Origin of the sequence: Paenibacillus sp. FSL H3-0329 (assembly GCF_037963285.1) — a bacterium.
In the GTDB taxonomy this organism is placed as follows: domain Bacteria; phylum Bacillota; class Bacilli; order Paenibacillales; family Paenibacillaceae; genus Paenibacillus_AQ; species Paenibacillus_AQ odorifer.
The window spans coordinates 508,800-525,568 of the sequence record NZ_CP150150.1; the positions used below are offsets into that span (position 1 = coordinate 508,800).

The following is a 16,769-nucleotide window of genomic DNA, read 5'->3' on the forward strand; positions in this document are numbered from 1 at the left end:
ACGCACTCGGGGAACCGCCTTTTTGTCTTCAGAGCTGGAGATCAGTTTTTGCTAGTTGATAAACTGGAGAGATTTCAATGTCTTCTCCAGCATCGTAACCGCTTCGGCACGAGTTGCCAGCTTCTGTGGAGCAAAGGAACCGTCCGTTGCTCCTTGGATAATGCCCTCAGCAGCGATTTCTGCTACTGCTGCTTGAGACCAAGCAGGAATGCTTGCTGCGTCACTGAATTTAGCCAGTGCCGCAGGATCGGCATTTAAGGTTTTACCTGTGTACTTGATGGCTTTTGCTAATACCGAGGCCATTTCCTGGCGAGTGATTGGGCTACCCGGCTTAAAGCTGCCATCGGTATAACCGGAAATCAAACCGGCTTCTGCTGCGGTGCGTATAGCATCAGCATACCAAGCACTTGGGTTTACATCTTTAAATGTGGTCTCACCATTAGCTGTCGCAAGTCCCAGAGAACGCGTAATTAATGCGGCGAACTCAGCACGTGTGATCGACTGTGAAGGAGAGAACGTATCGTTGCTTGTTCCGCTGACGATCAGCTTGGAAGCTAACAGATCAATGGATGATTTAGCCCAGTGTCCGTTAATATCTGCGAACGTTTTGGAAGACTTAACAACGGTGTAGTAGCTGTTGCTGTTCCGTTTAATCGTAACATCCGTTGTTCCATCTGCTTTAGGAACAAAGATAGCAGGTACGAAAGAGATCTTACCTGAAGCAGGATCAAAGACCACTGCCGTTGCATTATTTGAATTTAAGACGGCAGGTACATTGATCGTGCGCTTCACGTAAGTACTGCCGAAATTGTTCAGCGGCACACTCTTACTTCCGGCTTGCGCTGAAACGCTGAATTCGATTACTGGAGCAGCTAAAGTAGCATTACCTAGCTGTGATGCGATAGCTTGGTTTGTGCTGCTTAGTGTTCCCGAATTCGCTAGTAGAATAGATACCGTAATTGTAAAGTCGCTGGTGCCTAATTGAGCGGCAAGCGCTGCACTGTTTACAACACGGAGTGGCAAGGAATAAGAAGCGCCATCAGTAGTAAAGGTAAGAACTGTGTTAGGCTGTGCTGCTGCTTGTTTTACAAGCACACTGCCTGGAAGTACTACTTGAGCGCCGCCTGTAGTAGCTTTAACCGGAATAACCAGCTCTTGACTACCCGCTGGCAGTTCAGCAAGTTGTTTGGTTAGATCAGCAGCATCAATTGTTGTTACTTGTGCTGAAGCAATTGGTGCTGCAGTTGGAGCAACAGTTGGTGATGGTGTAGCTGTAGCGGTAGGTACTGTTGGAGCCGATGTTGGTACTGATGTAGGCACTGAAGTTGGATCTGGTGTTGGTACTGGTGTTGGGTCTGGTGTCGGAGTTGGATTTGTCTCCGGCAGCGGTGCACCTTTTAGATCAACAATCCGGCCCTCAACGGCGGAAGTGTTCGCAGTGACCGTTCCAACCTTCTGCAGATACTTCGTAAATACATCAAAGTCCGGTAGGTACAGCAGATTCACGCGACCTTCTTTATAGGCCTTTTCAAGTGAAGTATAGAAATCTCCACCCTTAGCTGTGAAAGCATTCGTAGCTACTTCGTAGGATGCGTTCAGATCCAGAGGGACGTATTTATCCCCGTTTTTCACTTCAATACGCAGTACACGTTCGTTCACAGGTTTCGTAGAGTCGTAATAGAATTTCAACCCTGCAACGTGTGGGAAACGTCCGTCTGCTGCCGGCGTTTTGGAAACCCCGTTCTCCATGGCATCCTTAATTTCTTGTCCAGTCAAAGTGATCGTAACCAGATCGTTGTTGAATGGAAGTACGCCGAGTACTTCGCCTTGTGTGATCGGTCCTTCGTTGATGGATTCGCGAATACCGCCGCCGTTTTGCAGGGCGATTACGGCATTAGTGCCCGCTTTTTGAGCTGCATAAAGCATGCCATCGGCAATCAGGTTACCAAGATTAGTTTCCTTTGTGCGCACATTATCGCGAACGCCGTTTAGAACAACCTCTGAATTTCCTACTACCTCATTGGTTAGTTCTTGAATACCCGGCTTATACTCCGTATCCAGGATCTTTTTGGCTTCTGGGTCCTCGGCGATAACGTAGTTAGTGCCGTTTTTAGCATCGATGGAGATTAATTGATCTTTCCAATCGGTCAGTACGCCATCTTGGTTAAATTTAACTTCAAGTTGTCCAAGGAAAAGACCTTTTTCACCGGTCTGTACAATAAGCTTCGGTGCGTTAGGATCGCTGTTATCAACAACGGCTTGATTCAGTTGCGTGTGGCTGTGCCCCCCAACGATAATATCAATGCCGTTAACAGCTTTGGCTAACTTGAGATCTTCTTCGTAGCCAAGGTGTGAGAGAACAATGATCTTGTTAACATTCTCTTTTTCAAGCATAGCGACCGTTGCTTCCGCTTTAGCGAAGGCATTCTCAAAGGTCACTTTACCTGGTGAAGCAATGTTCGCCGTGTCTTCTGTCGTCAGACCCATGATGCCGACCTGTTGGCCGTCTACTTCTTTGATCAGCGCAGGGTAGATGGTTCCAGCATTACCTGACCGGCCGATTTCATTGGTGAACATTTTGCTAAGAATATCATCCGCTGAGAAGTTCACGTTGGAGGAGACGAATGGGAACTTAGCGTTGCCGATGAATTTGGATAATACATCAGAGTCTTTATCAAATTCATGATTACCGAAAGTCATAGCATCATATTTGACCAGATTCATAAAGGCCAGATCTGCTTGACCCAGATACTTATTGAAGTAAAGTGTTCCGGAGAACACATCACCTGCGTCTACAAGAATAGGATTCTCTGTAGTCGCCTTGGCATCTTGGATTGCTGTTACACGGCGCAAGATGTTGTTTGGCGAGCTGACAGTATCTAATCCTGCATGTGTATCATTGGTGTGCAGAATGGTTAGTGGGAAGTCTTCAGCAGTATTAAAATCAATCTGTGCCAAAACCGCATCATGATCGGATACCCGGCCATTCGATGGTGAGAAGTCGGCATTTAGATGAACGACATCTACTTTAGAAGAAGCCGTTAGATTTTTACTGACAAGAATATGATCTAGCACTTGAGAGTTTCCGTCATAGGTGTACGTATACTGCTCATTTAAAGGCAATGTATCGATCAAATTGTCTAGTTCTGTACCTTTTAAGAGGGTTGCAGTTTTAGTGAATTGGAAGTCATTCAAATCACCAAGAGCTACGATGTTGGCTTTAGGATTTGCAGTCAGAACCTCTTTGACAAATCCGTTTACGACCGCCGCGATTTTATGGCGCTGTGTTTCACTGGACAATACAGGGGGCTGAACGTTTCCGAAAGGACCGGTATCGCCGCCTTTTGAATTGAAATGGTTAGCGATCACAATTACTGTTTCGCCACCGAATACGAACTGTGCAGCAAGGGGTTTACGTGAACTTGCAAAGGCAGAGTTTGTTGGATCAATTCGGCCCGGATTGTAGGTCAATTGATCTGCCGCTGCATTATATCCAACGGGTTGTGTAGCTGTACCTTTTTGTCCGCTCACACTGTCTGCAAGCTGTACTCTTGCTGGATTGTACAGGAATCCTACGCGAATGTTTCCGCCTGGGGCACCGCCATCCATATTGTTCTCCGGAGCGATGTCTGTGTATTTATATACAGGACCGCCAGCGGTTTCAATGGCTTTAATCAGTTCGGCTGCACTTGCTTCAGTGATTCCATTATTGGTTTCACCATTGCTGTCCTGCATTTCGACAACGCCGATAATGTCAGGTTTTTTCATATTGTTTGTGATGGAGTCGGCTAGTTTCTGGATTTTTGTTGCTCCGACACCGGGGTAGAAGTTTTCAATGTTATACGATGCAATCAACAACTTACTATCATTGACTTCAAGAGTAGTTGTTTCTTGCTTAAAGGTACTTGGAGTGATGGCTGGAAGCTTACCGTTTTCCGGAATCACTTTGAAGTTACCGTTGTTGTATCCGATGACACCAGTAACATCTCCAGCGAACTTATCTCCGGTGATGACTTCTTGACCCGGATTTCCGTAAGCGATGATGAGGCGCTGAGGATTGTATTGGTTGTATTCTTTGAGAACTAATCCACCAGCTGGTGTGATGACATCAGGTGTATCATTTTCTACTCTTGTAGGGATGTTATAGAGCATAGAATTTCCGCTACCACTTGTCCAATAAGAACTGATAATCGTAGGGGTAGGGAGCTTGACTAGCATACCTTCTAACGATTCGTAGAAATCAATTGCATCTTCATTAGGCTCAAAATTAGCCATGCCGTCATTGTCAATTATGGTAGACGGAATTGCTCTCCCGCCTTTACCAAGTACAACAGGCACCGACACAGTATAACTTGAAGAGGAGTCCACTTTTATTGAAGTCATAGTAATTTGAGTAGAGGTTAAATTACTTGCGTTACCTTCGTTGTATTCGGAAATAGCTCCACTAACTTGGACTAAATCTCCAATTTGAGGTTTAAGGGATGAATTAGTGCTGTATACAAAAATACCTTCCGAAGTGTTTACATTATCGTCTGGCTGAGGATCTTGCATAAAGAAACCTCTATAAGCGCCAGTTGCAAAGGTGTACCCGTATTGGGTAACGATGCCTTCTACATCAGAAACGTTCTGACCTGCATACTCAGAAGCATGAGATTCTCCTTGAATATCATGTATACGAGGGAGTTCAGACGCTTTATACGCAAAGGTGTAAACCTTACTTGTCTTGCCATCTGCTACGACAATTGCATTGACGGTAAGATCTTGATTAACTGTAATCGGATCTGAATAAAGCTTACTTGCTGTTGTTGGTTCAGTTCCGTTGGTCGTGTAGTAAATCTGTGCTCCAAGAGTAGGGCTGGATAGGGTCACAGAACTTCCTTTGATGATGCGACCTGCGCCAGGGCTGGCCATAACGGAAAAAGTTTCTTCCACCAAAGCATTTTCGTTAAGTGGAATGAATTGATAAGTCGTATTATATTGCTCGATAACCCCAGTGATATTGTCAAAGGTTTTACCCTTAACTAGTTTAGGCAGGGTTGAAAAAATTGTGAATTGTTGTCCACCTTGGCTAGCAGTCACCGTGCTGCCATTTACATTGTCTATGGTCACATTATTCATAGTTACCAGCTGAGCTTCGTGGATTTCGCCGTTCGCGGCAGACAAGTCGGTTGCGGTGATCAATTTTGGTGCAGGCACCCCAACATTTTGTGCAGCTACATTGTATTGAAGTCCACTTTGGAATTTGATTTCTTGCAGATTGCTGTAGATATCCATTGTGCCGCTTACTTCAACACGATCTCCAACGTTTGCGAACTCTGGAAATCCATAAAGTACGATCCCGCCAGATTCATCCTGAATATAAATTTTTGCTGCATTAATGTGAGTTACGATACCTTCTGTTAAAATATTCTGACCTTTACTAGCAAGGCGTGCTGTTGCAACATCTGTTTTGGCCAGAATCGTGTAATCAAAAGTCGATACAGGGCTGTCTGGCATATTTGGTTCTGAAGCATACGCTTTAATCGTAGTGTCCTCAGTTAAGGTAATAGGCCCTGTGTAAGGTTGAAAATTAGTTGAACCACCTGATCCATAAACAGCTGCGTAGACGGATGCTCCAACCGTTGGAGAATTTAAAGATATTTCTGTGCCTACCGGCCAGGCATTAGAGGCTGGTGAAGCTAATACGGAACTAGCAGTCTCCGGTAATTCAGGTAATGTACCGTAGCTGCTGTTTCGTGGACTTGGTGCTTGGACAACAAAATCCGTAGAGTTGTTATCCATATCTAGACCGCGGCTGTCTGCCGGTGCATTAGCCGCAGCTTTACGGATAGCGGCTGTCGTATTGGAGAGAGCAGCGGTCGCACTTCCCTCGACATTTGTGGCTGTTCCGTAGCCAACTAAATCAATCGTTGCACCTGATTTATCAACGAGGTCGACTTTGCCGTTTGTTCCACTCATAGCAAGGATTCCCTTGCTAACATCAGGAGTAGGCAAGTCGGTAGTTCCTCCAGCTCCAGCGGCCTCCTCAATAAGGAAGTATCCATTTGCCGGGATAGTTCCATTTAAGTCTGTTCCACTACTAAAGGTTCCGGCCGCTGAGGTATACCGAACTTTCCATCCAGTCAAATCTACTGGATGATTCGTAGGATTGTATAATTCAATAAAATCATTTTTAAACTCCGCTCCGCCGTTTCCACCACCACCATAGACCTGCGAGATAACAATGTTGCTATTATCCGGTGCTGCCTCGGCAGTCTGGACAGCTGGTAACACACTGCCGGCAACCATTAACATTGCCAGTCCAGTAGCGAACCATTTTCTTACTCTTGAAGAAATAATCATTTGGATAAGTCATTCTCCCCTCGAATCTTTTATTTACAACCTATTAAATCTTAGCATTCAAATGTAAAATGAAAGGTTGTCTTACATGAATATAAATTAAAGTTTGCATCAATTAAATCTAAAAATTGAAATGTTGTGATTTTAGTATAAAAACAGTGCATAAATAAAATATTAATAATAAATCTAGTATTTTTATGGTTAATAGAGCACCAACATGTTAATTGTATGTTATGTATATTGTTGAATTCAGTATGGATTACGACAAATTTATTCTAGAGTTTTGTTAATTTTTACATAGGGAAAACAATAGAGATTAAAATTATATTGAATGTATCGGAACAAAAATAATGCCCCTCCAGCTTCTTATCGAGAAGTGGAAGGGCATTATTAATTTAAAATCTATTTGGACAACACAGTATTACTGGTGCGGAAGCTCAAGCCGTTCAATTCCATCCATATATTTACGCAGTGCCTGCGGAATGTAAATGGATCCATCCTCCAGTTGATGATTCTCCAGCAGCGGAATTAGGATCCTTGGTGTAGCCACTGCGGTGTTATTTAAGGTGTGGCAGTATTGCAGCTTACCGTCTGTATCCCGGTAACGAATGCCCGAGCGACGAGCCTGGAAATCGAGCAGGTTGGAAGCCGAGTGTGTCTCTCCGTAGGCATCTCTGCTTGGCATCCAAGTCTCGATGTCATACTGCTTATGTGTCTTCAGGGACATATCTCCTGTGCAGACAGCCATGATCCGATAGGGGAGTTCCAAGAGCTGTAGAATATGCTCTGCATTCGCAAGAATTTCCTGCAGCATGCCCTCCGATACGCCCTCATCATTCCGACATACGATAACTTGTTCAATTTTTGAGAATTGATGAACACGGTACAGGCCACGCACGTCCCGTCCCGCCGATCCTACCTCACGGCGGAAGCAGGCCGACATTCCGGCGAGCCGCATTGGCGAATCCAGTTCGACAATCTCATCGCTATACAGCGAAACAAGCGACACCTCCGATGTGCCTACCAGCCAGCGATTGTCTCCATTTAGCTCATAGGTCTGATCCATCCCGCCGGGGAAGAAGCCCGTACGTTCCAGCGCTTCCGGACGGACAATCACGGGAACATCCATCACCGTGAAGCCGCGGGCAGTCAGTACATCAATGGCCAGCCGCTGTACAGCCAGATGTAACAACAAGCCTGCACCCTTCAGCACATAGCTGCGTGGACCGCCTGCTTTGACGCCACGGGGGATATCGATGATATTGTGGAGCTCGCCTAGCTCCACATGATCACGCGGTTTAAAGCCGAATTCCGGCAACGTTCCGGTTCGTCGCAGCTCTACATTATCTTTATCATCATGACCGATCGGTGTATCCTGCGATACAGGGTTTGGTGCGAGCAGCATGAGTTCTCCACAGCGCCGGTCTGCTTCAGTTAGATCTGCCTCATAGAGATTCAGGCGGTTGTTCAGTTCTCTTACTTGTTCTTTAACTGCTTCTCCTGCCACGCTGTCACCCTGTCGTAAAAGTCGTTCAACCTCTTTGGTCAGGCCGTTACGCTGGGCTCTCAACTGTTCCGTATCTTGGCGCAATTCGCGCCGTTTCTCATCCCATTCCAGCAGTTCATCCAGTGGGAAGTCGACTCTTTTCCAAGCCGTAATGTTTCTTACAAGTTCCTGATTGTCTTTGATCCAGTTCATATCCAGCATACCGTTTCGCTCCTTTTTGGTTATAAAAACGCAAAAAACGCCCTCATCCATGGGACGAGGAGCGTCAGCTCGCGGTGCCACCCAGGTTGATCGAATCTCCTTAACTGCAGGAACAATCCGACCCTCTTTGGTCTTCGCGGTAACGGGCGAAACCCGGTGAACTTAGGGAGTTGTTGTAGACTCCGGTCGCAGACGCCTCACGGTTGGATGCCGATCATTGGCCTGATTGTTGGATTTAATATTGTTGCTTAGTATAACTTAAGAGCGGGAGGAGCGCAAGTGTTTATGGTTTGACAAAAATATCAATTCTACGTTAGGATTAGTATTAATTTAAAGTAATTTTGTCGGGATAATAAATAAAGCAGTGTGAGCTGCTTAAGTGGGATGGAAGAGGTGGAAAAGTGGCTAAAATTGTTGTGATTAACGGAACGCCTTCCCTGGTATCGCGTATCAATGCAGCTATAGAATATGCGGAGGCCAGCTTAACCAATCAGGGCTTCGAGGTTGAGCGTATTAACGTAGCAGAACTACCAGCGGAGGATTTGATTCACACTAAGTTTGAAAGTGAGTCTATCGTCAAAGCCAATGGCCTTGTAGCGGAAGCTGATGCGGTAATCGTGGTTAGCCCGGTTTATAAAGCTTCTTATACAGGCGTGCTGAAGACCTTTTTAGATCTGGTTCCACAAAAGGGATTGGCCGGAAAAGTTGTACTCCCGCTGTTCATGGGCGGCAGTCTTGCACATCTGCTCACAATTGATTACGCATTGAAACCTGTGTTGTCCGTACTGGGCGCACGTTACATTCTTGGCGGCGTTTATGCCGTGGATTCTCAAGTGGTTCGTAATGATCACGGAGTGGTAGAGCTTGCTGAGGAGCTGAAGCTGCGCCTGAACGATGCATTAGATGAGCTTGCTGAAGAAACTACACATCGTGTGGAACGCAAGGCATAAGACTAAGTAGCAAGCCTTCTGTGCTTAGTGCTAATAACAAATGTATAAGCGTCTCTTTCATCCCTGATACCAGGGGAGAGGGGCGCTTTTTGCATTATATAAGCTATAGCAAAAAGGCCATCTCACTAAGAAAGTAGAGAATGGCCTCTTTTTTATATAGGGATTGTATATATCCGGTCTTACAAATCGTCGAATCCGTTATCGTCGCCAACCTTACCATAGTTGCGGGACTTGGCTTCGAAGAAGTCAGTTTTGGTAGCATTAAGCGCATCATCGGAGAAAGGTTTGATCCAAGGCATACAGTTAACGTCAACACCTTGGTAAGCTTTTTCCATACCCATCAAAGTCAGACGTTTGTTCGCTGTATATTTGATGTAGTCGCTAAGCTCGTTAAGATCAATGCCACGCACGTTAGTAAGTGTGTAGTAAGCCCAGTTGGTTTCGAGCTCTACCGCGCGGTCGATGGTACGGTATACGTAATCCATGTTTTCTTTGGTGTTCAGCTCAGGGAAGTCTACGAGCAGCTGCTTAAATACTTCTGCGAAGAAGTAGCAGTGCTGATTCTCGTCACGTTGAATATAAGAGATCATTTGGCTGGTCGCCATCATCTTCTGGTCACGGGCCAGATTGTAGAAGAAGGCGAAAGTGCTGTAGAAGAAAATCCCTTCCAAGATGAGATCTGCTACCAGCGCATGGAAAAAGGTCTGTCTCGTAGGGTTATCACGGAACTCTTGATAAATATCAGAGATAAACTGATTGCGTTCCAGCAGGACAGGGTCTTTTTTCCAATATTCAAAAATTTCCTTCTGCTCACTCTCCGACACGATAGAGGATAGAACATAGGAATAGGATTGGTTATGCACCACTTCTTGCTGCCCGATAATAGCGGAGATAGCTTCCAAAGAGGAATCGGTGAAATAACGCTTCACGTCGCTCACGAACATCGTCTGCATCGAATCCAGCACAGCGAGTAGGGAGATATTAATCTTAAATACGCGTTGTTCCTCGGCATCCAGCATCGGGAATTGTTGCGCATCCTTGGACATTGGAATTTCATCCGCGATCCAGTGATTAAGCAGCAGCACCTTATACAGCTTGTACATATGAGGCATGCGAATATCGTTCCAGTTCAGAATACCTGAGCATTCACCGTCGATAATGCGTGTCGATTGATTAGGTGCTTCAGTATTAAAAATCTTTTGTAATTGCATTTCTTATCCCTCCATTTTTTGCGCGGGTAATCTTTCTTTGGTGTCTTGTTCATAGAAAGACGGTGATGGAGTAACGGAGAGGAAGTTTGGAGCTGTAGGAGCGTCAGCGTTCGCCCGAAAGCTTTCCGTAGGAAAGCTCGCATCGAAAGCATATGCTGTCATCGGATGTCATCCGCTAATAGCGGTAAAGATCAAGACATCTGATGACAACAGCGGCCGGAAGCCCAAACATTCCTCGCAGTTACGAAATTCATCATCGTTTTTCTATTCAGGGCACTAAGATAATTAGCTAGCGCAAGATTCACACTCTTCTATAGTCAAAGCACGGCTACGCACATAATAAGTTGATTTCAAGCCGCCCTTCCAGGCATTCAGATGCAGTTCCAGGAACTCGGTAGCCTTGATGTCAGGACGAACATACAGGTTAAAGCTTTGGCCTTGATCGACGTGACGCTGGCGAGCAGAAGCCATGCGGATCGACCAGTTTTGGTCAATTGTGAATGCTGTCTTATAGTACCAGATCGTTTTGTCGGACAGATCCGGTGCTGGGTTAGCGATCTTATAAGTTGTTTTCTCTTCATAGGATAGCAGTTCATACAGCGGATCAATGCTGGCGGTGGAGCCGGCAATAATCGATGTAGATCCATTTGGCGCAATGGCGAACATCCAAGCGTTACGCACGCCGTCCTTAGCTACTTCTTCTTGCAGCTCGCGCCATTGCTCAGTCGTTACATATTTACCTTCTTGCTCACCGCTAACATACCCGCGGGAAGTGAAGTATGCGCCAGTCTCCCAATCGGAGCCAGCAAATTTCGGATAACGGCCTTTTTCACGGGCAAGCTCCATGCTCGAACGAACCAACAGGTAGTTGATATGTTCATATAAATGATTGTTATATTCTACGGCTTCATCGGATTCCCAACGAATGCCCTTGAGTGCCAATAGATGATGCAGGCCGAATGTGCCAAGACCTACTGCGCGGTACTGGCTGTTCGTGTATTGTGCCTGCAGAACTTCAATATTATTAATGTCGATTACGTTATCAAGCATACGGACTTGGATCGGAACAAGTCTTTCTAATACGCCAGCTGGAATCGCCCGTGCCAAGTGAATCGAATTCAGGTTACAGACTACGAAGTCGCCAGGGATTTTGGAAATAACGATCCGGGTCTGGCCATCTTTAGTTACTAATTCTTCTTGTTCAATTACTGTTGCAGACTGATTCTGCATAATTTCTGTGCACAGGTTGGAGGAGAAAACCATACCTTGATGACGGTTTGGGTTGGTCCGGTTCACGGTATCACGGTAGAACATGTACGGTGTACCCGTCTCTAGCTGTGATTTCATAATCCGTTTCATGATGTCGATCGCAGGAACAGTGATCCGGGATAATTCCAGGTTCGCTGTAGCTTCAGCATATTTTTCACGGAAAGTACCTTTGCCAAGCTCTTCATCGTAGAAATCTTCCAATCCTAGTGGACGGCCATTTTTATCAGTCCAGCCCATGACCTTTTTCACTTCATGAGGGCAGAAGAGGTTCCAGTGGCTGCGCGATTCTACAGCTTCCATGAACAGGTCAGGCAGGGAGACCCCGTGGAACACGTCATGTGCACGCATACGCTCGTCACCGTTGTTCAGCTTAAGATCAAGGAAAGCGAGAATATCTTTATGGAATACATCAAGATATACAGCTACAGCACCCTTACGTGTGCCCAGCTGGTCTACGCTGACTGCTGTATTGTTCAACTGGCGAATCCAAGGGATTACGCCGGAGCTTGTGTTCTTGTGGCCACGGATATCCGAACCACGTGCCCGTACTTTTCCAAGGTAAACGCCGATGCCGCCACCCATTTTGCTTAGACGTGCTACGTCTGTATTGGAGTCAAAGATACCCTCTAGGGAATCGTCTACAGTATCAATAAAGCAGCTGGATAGCTGTCCAGCGACCTTTTTGCCGGCATTAGACATTGTAGGTGTAGCAGCAGTCATGTAGATGTTGCTCATAGCCCAATAAGCTTCTTTTACAAGCTCAAGACGTTTCTCAGCTGGCTCACGGTGCATCAGGTACATGGCAATAATCATATAACGTTCTTGTGGAAGCTCCATCACACGGCCGTCAAAATCATGCGCCAAATAACGGTCGGATAGCGTAAGCAGACCGATATAGTCAAACAAAAGGTCGCGTGTATAATCGATACACCCACCTAGTTCGATAATTTGTTCTTTGGTGTAATGACTTAGAAGTTCTTCGCGATAGATTCCTTTTTTCACGAGATCCGTAATTAGTGGATACAATTCACCGTAAGGCTCTTCTGGATAAGCTTTGTAGCGGCGATGAACAGCAGCTTTTTTATAAAGGGTTGTCAGAAGGGCGCGGGCAGCTGCGAACTTCCAGGTAGGCTCTTCTTTTGTTACAAGCTCTAGAGCGCTCATGGTGAAGGCGTTGCTGATTTCTTCTCCGCTTACCGAGTCACGACGCAGTTTGGAATTCACTCCACGCAGCAAAGTTTCTTTATTTAGTTGATCGAGACCTTCCAGAATACGGTCAGCGTAGACGGAAAGACGGTTCTCATCAAAAGCCAGTTGGCGATTATCCGGTTTTACTACGAATTGCGGCATGGTTAGTTCATCCCTTCTTATTTCAAATTAATTTTCAATATCAAAAATTGATATATTATAGCGCAGCAGGCTGCCACAGAAAGACCTCCGAGCCGTTCATGCTGGCCGGAATGTCGATAATGCGTTGGTTGGAGCTTCCCCGGTAGAGAAGCGTAGTATCTTTCAGTTCTTCTACAAATCTTCCATCTATTAACACCTGACACTGCTTAAGTAGATCCCATTCCGGCGTACCGGGAAGGGCTGTAAGTTCTTCGTACGTATAACCACTGTAAATCCAGATTGAGAAGCCTGGCAGTACAGCGCGAAGCTCATGAATGAACCCCAGCAACTCTTCTGCTGAGAAAAAAGGATCGCCGCCTGCCAGTGTCAGACCATCCAGCAAAGGGTTAGCGGCGATTTCTGCAATAATTTCATGTTGTCGTTCTAAGGTGAAGACTTCTCCATATTTAAAGTTCCATGTCTCGGGATTAAAACATCCCGGGCAACGATGGCGGCAGCCGCTGAGAAAGAGGACGGCCCGCATGCCCTCTCCCTCGTTAATCGACTCCGGATAGTAACCGCAAATATTCATAGATGCTTAACGCGATCCCGTACTTCAGCTTGTTTGGCGGCATTAAAGCGGGTCTGATAGTCGCCGGTTAAATAACCTGTAACTCTGCGCAAACGGCGGATGTGCACGTCATTCTCATGTGCGTTGCAGGAAGGACAGTTTGTCCCAATTACGCCTTCGTATCCACAGCTGGAGCAGCGGTCAATCGGATGGTTAATGCTGAAATAGCTGACCTGTTGTTCGAGCGCATATTTAATGATTTTGATAAAAGCCGATGGGTTGTTGCGGGCATTGCCGTTTAATTCGACATAAGAAATAGCCCCGGCATTGCAATATTCATGGAAAGGAGCTTCCAAGCTGATCTTCTGAGCAGCACCCAGATCGAAGTATACAGGGATGTGAAAAGAGTTCGTATAATATTCACGGTCGGTTACGCCCGGAATGGAACCCAGTACCTTGCGATCAACTTTTGTGAATTTACCGGACAAACCTTCTGCTGGAGTTGCGAACAGAGTGATGTTGAGATCCAGTTCCTCACTTTTCCGATCGCAATAGTCCCGCATATGACGCACAATAGCCAGCGCCTTGGCATGAACTTCCATATCCTCGCCATGGTGTTTGCCGTACATAGCTTTCATACATTCCGCCATACCGATGAAGCCAAGAGACAGACTGCCATGCTTTAGCAGATCGCCTACAGTGTCATCAGGTGCAAGATGCTCGCCGCCTTCCCAGACGCCTTCTCGCATCATGAAATCGGAAGCTTTAGCTTTTTGTGCGGTTTGAATGTGGAACCGATGAAGAAGTCCTTCCAGCGCAATATCCATATAATGATTTAGATCTTCATAGAAGCCAGCTTCGTCTGCGATGGTACGTCTGCCTGTTACTGTGCCGTGTGCCAGACCTAGCCGAACCAGATTCAGTGTATTAAAGGAAAGGTTGCCCTTTCCAGAGCAATGATTACGACCAAAACGGTCACCGAGCACTCGGGTTCGGCAGCCCATTGTAGCGAACTCCGTATCAGGATCACTTGGATCATAATACTGCAAGTTGAGCGGAGCGTCCAGATTAGCGAAGTTTGGATATAGTCTGCGCGCAGAACATTCAGCCGCTTTTAGGAACAGTTCATAGTTAGGATCGCCTTGTTGTTGATTGATTCCTTGCTTGCATTTGAAGATTTGAATCGGGAACACTGGTGTTTCTCCGCTGCCAAGTCCGTTCATAGTTGCTGTTAGCAGAGAACTGATCACAAGCTGACCTTCTGGTGAAGTACAAGTACCGTAGTTGATGCTGGTAAACGGTATTTGTCCACCGGATCGGCTGGACATGGTATTCAGATTATGTACCATACTTTCAGCCGCTTGCAGGGTTTCGATTTCGGTTTCCTTTAGTGCAAAACGGAACGCTCTTGGATATAACTCCGCCAGATCGGTCCGGCTCATCGTAATCTCGCCCAAAGATTCATCAGCTTGTCCTTCTTCAAAATAATCCAGACCCTTGCGGAACAGCTTGGCGAAGGATTTGGTTACATAAGGTGCCAGATCATAGTCGAGTTTATTGGCGGATACACCACCATATTGAGCATTTTGCTGGGATTGGAAAATAATCGCTACCAGAGACATAGCAGTCATTATTGAGTTCGGAGGACGAACGCTGCCGTTGCCGGTATTGAAACCTTCACGGAGAAGTTTATCAAACGGGATAAAAATACAGTTCGTCGTTCCAATCGCGTATTGATCCAGATCATGCACATAGACGACATTGTCATCAATAGCCTGCACTAGCTGCGGCGGCATCGTAAAATTGCGGGCGTACCATTTTGAATATTCACTGCCGAACTTGCTCATTTTACCGGAGAAACTCTCTCCATTCAAATTGGCATTCTCGCGCAATAGGTCCATATCCCGACTGTCGATAATATCCCGGCCTAAATCAATGAGCTCTTCTAAAAGAACTTCCCGTGCATTTTCTACTCCATTAAATTGTCTCTCCAACAACGTCATTGTACAGCTCTCCTCTCAGTATAAAAGAAAAACATCTATCATCAAATCCATATATCCATAGGAAGTTGGACTGCCATAAGCAGTCGTATATTTGTTCTGATTACATAAAAAAAGCATCCCCTACCCGAGGATGGCAGAAAATGCCCGATGCGTTATGTAAATATCCACACGGATATTTGCAGAGGTCTCTACGTAGATGACCGCATGCGGACACCATCCCTGTTCCTCGCAGGCATCAATAGTTGGTGTCGTCGAAACAGGTAGGTCTCCTGGCTTCCGTGGGATCTCTCGGCGCCTTCCCAAGGGTGTTCCTAACCCTCAGTGGCATCTGCCGGGAGATGTGGATTCTCAAGCTTCCCAGAAGCTTAAGAAGGCCATCCGGTTACAGTGGCGGGACCGCAGCGGATTCTCACCGCGCTTCCCTATTAAGCTCTAAATCCGGTTAAGGATCAAAGCGCCTGTCTCCACTATATTTTGTTGTCGTTAGATAAAAATAACCCAAGATGTTGTGTTTGTAAACAGTTTTTTAGAAAACCCGCGCGGGGAGCGGGTTCTTTAAAAGTACTCCACAAATGATCCACAGGCTGTCCATAAGTAATCCACAATTGATCCACAGGGAGATGCGAAATGATTCATAAATTGTCCGAAAAGATGCCACAAAGAGTCCATAAATATAGTGCAGATGACCCTAGAATTTGCGCATGAGAAAATACTCTTAGCCCAAAGTCATATTTTGGAGTAATCAGAAGAAATAGAAGAGATAAGGGAGGATAATCTTGCTTAGTTTGTGACAGAGCGGTGGAATTGTTACAATGGAAGAAGATAGGTACTATAAAATTTCGAGGAGGTATTCTCATGCCTATTGCTGAAGTTACAGTTATTCCAATTGGAACAGGCAGTACCAGTCTTAGCAGCTATGTTGCGGATATGCAGCGGGTGCTGAAGACAGTAGAAGGGATTACATATGAACTTACGTCCATGGGGACGATCATCGAAGGGCCTCTGCAACGCATTTTTGCCGCGGTAGAAGCTTTGCATGAGTCTCCTTTTGCCGCAGGTGCAGAACGTGTCTCTACCTCACTTAAAATAGACGACCGCCGCGATAAACCCTCCACTAGCCGTGGAAAGTTAGAGTCTGTGGAGCGTAAGCTACAGGTGGATTAGCAGTTTAGGAGGGCGGAAAACAGGGAGAAATAGGCTTGCGTTTCTGGCTGAAAGTTGTATAATATTTTTTGTTTGACAGAAAAATCAGCTTTAAGCTGGTGTAGCTCAGGGGTAGAGCAACGCACTCGTAATGCGTAGGCCGGGGGTTCAATTCCCTTCACCAGCATCCCAAAAAACCATACGTGGCGCGGATTTCCGAGGTTTCGGGACCGCGTCATTTTTCAT

At 45.9% G+C, this 16,769-nt stretch carries 8 protein-coding genes, 1 tRNA gene and 1 riboswitch; of the genes, 3 read left to right on the top strand and 6 right to left on the bottom strand.

Going from position 1 to position 16,769, the window contains the following annotated elements; all coding sequences use genetic code 11:
- Positions 1-51: 51 nt before the first annotated feature.
- Positions 52-6,342 carry a 5'-nucleotidase C-terminal domain-containing protein gene (locus NSQ66_RS02280; protein ID WP_339279537.1) on the bottom strand — a complete coding sequence of 2,097 codons (6,291 nt, stop codon included), beginning with the start codon at positions 6,340-6,342 and terminating at the stop codon, positions 52-54.
- A gap of 418 nt (positions 6,343-6,760) precedes the next feature.
- Positions 6,761-8,047 (bottom strand): serine--tRNA ligase, encoded by a 1,287-nt coding sequence (serS, locus tag NSQ66_RS02285; RefSeq protein WP_076101338.1) that lies wholly within the window; start codon positions 8,045-8,047, stop codon positions 6,761-6,763.
- 401 nt (positions 8,048-8,448) lie between these two features.
- On the opposite strand from serS, the gene ssuE reads away from it, so the two are divergent.
- Complete coding sequence (ssuE, locus tag NSQ66_RS02290; protein WP_036682586.1) at positions 8,449-8,997, top strand: NADPH-dependent FMN reductase; 549 nt, start codon at positions 8,449-8,451, stop codon at positions 8,995-8,997.
- 179 nt (positions 8,998-9,176) lie between these two features.
- On the opposite strand, the gene NSQ66_RS02295 is transcribed toward ssuE, so the two are convergent.
- From NSQ66_RS02295 to NSQ66_RS02310, 4 genes are all read right to left on the bottom strand, one after another.
- Complete coding sequence (locus NSQ66_RS02295; RefSeq protein ID WP_036682584.1) at positions 9,177-10,208, bottom strand: ribonucleotide-diphosphate reductase subunit beta; 1,032 nt, start codon at positions 10,206-10,208, stop codon at positions 9,177-9,179.
- Between the two features lie 285 nt (positions 10,209-10,493).
- Entirely contained in the window at positions 10,494-12,827 is a 2,334-nt protein-coding gene (locus NSQ66_RS02300) for a ribonucleoside-diphosphate reductase subunit alpha (protein WP_036682582.1), read from the bottom strand.
- A 55-nt stretch (positions 12,828-12,882) separates the two neighbouring features.
- Entirely contained in the window at positions 12,883-13,398 is a 516-nt protein-coding gene (gene nrdG, locus NSQ66_RS02305) for an anaerobic ribonucleoside-triphosphate reductase activating protein (protein WP_036682580.1), read from the bottom strand.
- Positions 13,395-15,380, bottom strand: coding sequence for an anaerobic ribonucleoside triphosphate reductase (locus tag NSQ66_RS02310; protein ID WP_036682578.1), 1,986 nt, complete (start codon positions 15,378-15,380; stop codon positions 13,395-13,397). Before NSQ66_RS02310 ends, nrdG begins: the two co-directional genes overlap by 4 nt.
- A gap of 241 nt (positions 15,381-15,621) precedes the next feature.
- Positions 15,622-15,857, bottom strand: a riboswitch (cobalamin riboswitch).
- A gap of 378 nt (positions 15,858-16,235) precedes the next feature.
- On the opposite strand from NSQ66_RS02310, the gene NSQ66_RS02315 reads away from it, so the two are divergent.
- Together NSQ66_RS02315 and NSQ66_RS02320 are read left to right on the top strand one after the other, a co-directional pair.
- Positions 16,236-16,544, top strand: a complete 309-nt coding sequence (locus tag NSQ66_RS02315; protein ID WP_036682575.1) for an MTH1187 family thiamine-binding protein — start codon at positions 16,236-16,238, stop codon at positions 16,542-16,544.
- 94 nt (positions 16,545-16,638) lie between these two features.
- Positions 16,639-16,710: transfer RNA gene (locus NSQ66_RS02320), tRNA-Thr, on the top strand.
- Positions 16,711-16,769: the final 59 nt, after the last annotated feature.

Bases quoted from the DNA above. Each gene is read 5' to 3' on its own strand.
- NSQ66_RS02280 (WP_339279537.1), bottom strand. From the start codon at position 6,342: ATGATTATTTCTTCAAGAGTAAGAAAATGGTTCGCTACTGGACTGGCA.
- serS (WP_076101338.1), bottom strand. From the start codon at position 8,047: ATGCTGGATATGAACTGGATCAAAGACAATCAGGAACTTGTAAGAAAC.
- NSQ66_RS02295 (WP_036682584.1), bottom strand. From the start codon at position 10,208: ATGCAATTACAAAAGATTTTTAATACTGAAGCACCTAATCAATCGACA.
- NSQ66_RS02300 (WP_036682582.1), bottom strand. From the start codon at position 12,827: ATGCCGCAATTCGTAGTAAAACCGGATAATCGCCAACTGGCTTTTGAT.
- nrdG (WP_036682580.1), bottom strand. From the start codon at position 13,398: ATGAATATTTGCGGTTACTATCCGGAGTCGATTAACGAGGGAGAGGGC.
- NSQ66_RS02310 (WP_036682578.1), bottom strand. From the start codon at position 15,380: ATGACGTTGTTGGAGAGACAATTTAATGGAGTAGAAAATGCACGGGAA.
- NSQ66_RS02315 (WP_036682575.1), top strand. From the start codon at position 16,236: ATGCCTATTGCTGAAGTTACAGTTATTCCAATTGGAACAGGCAGTACC.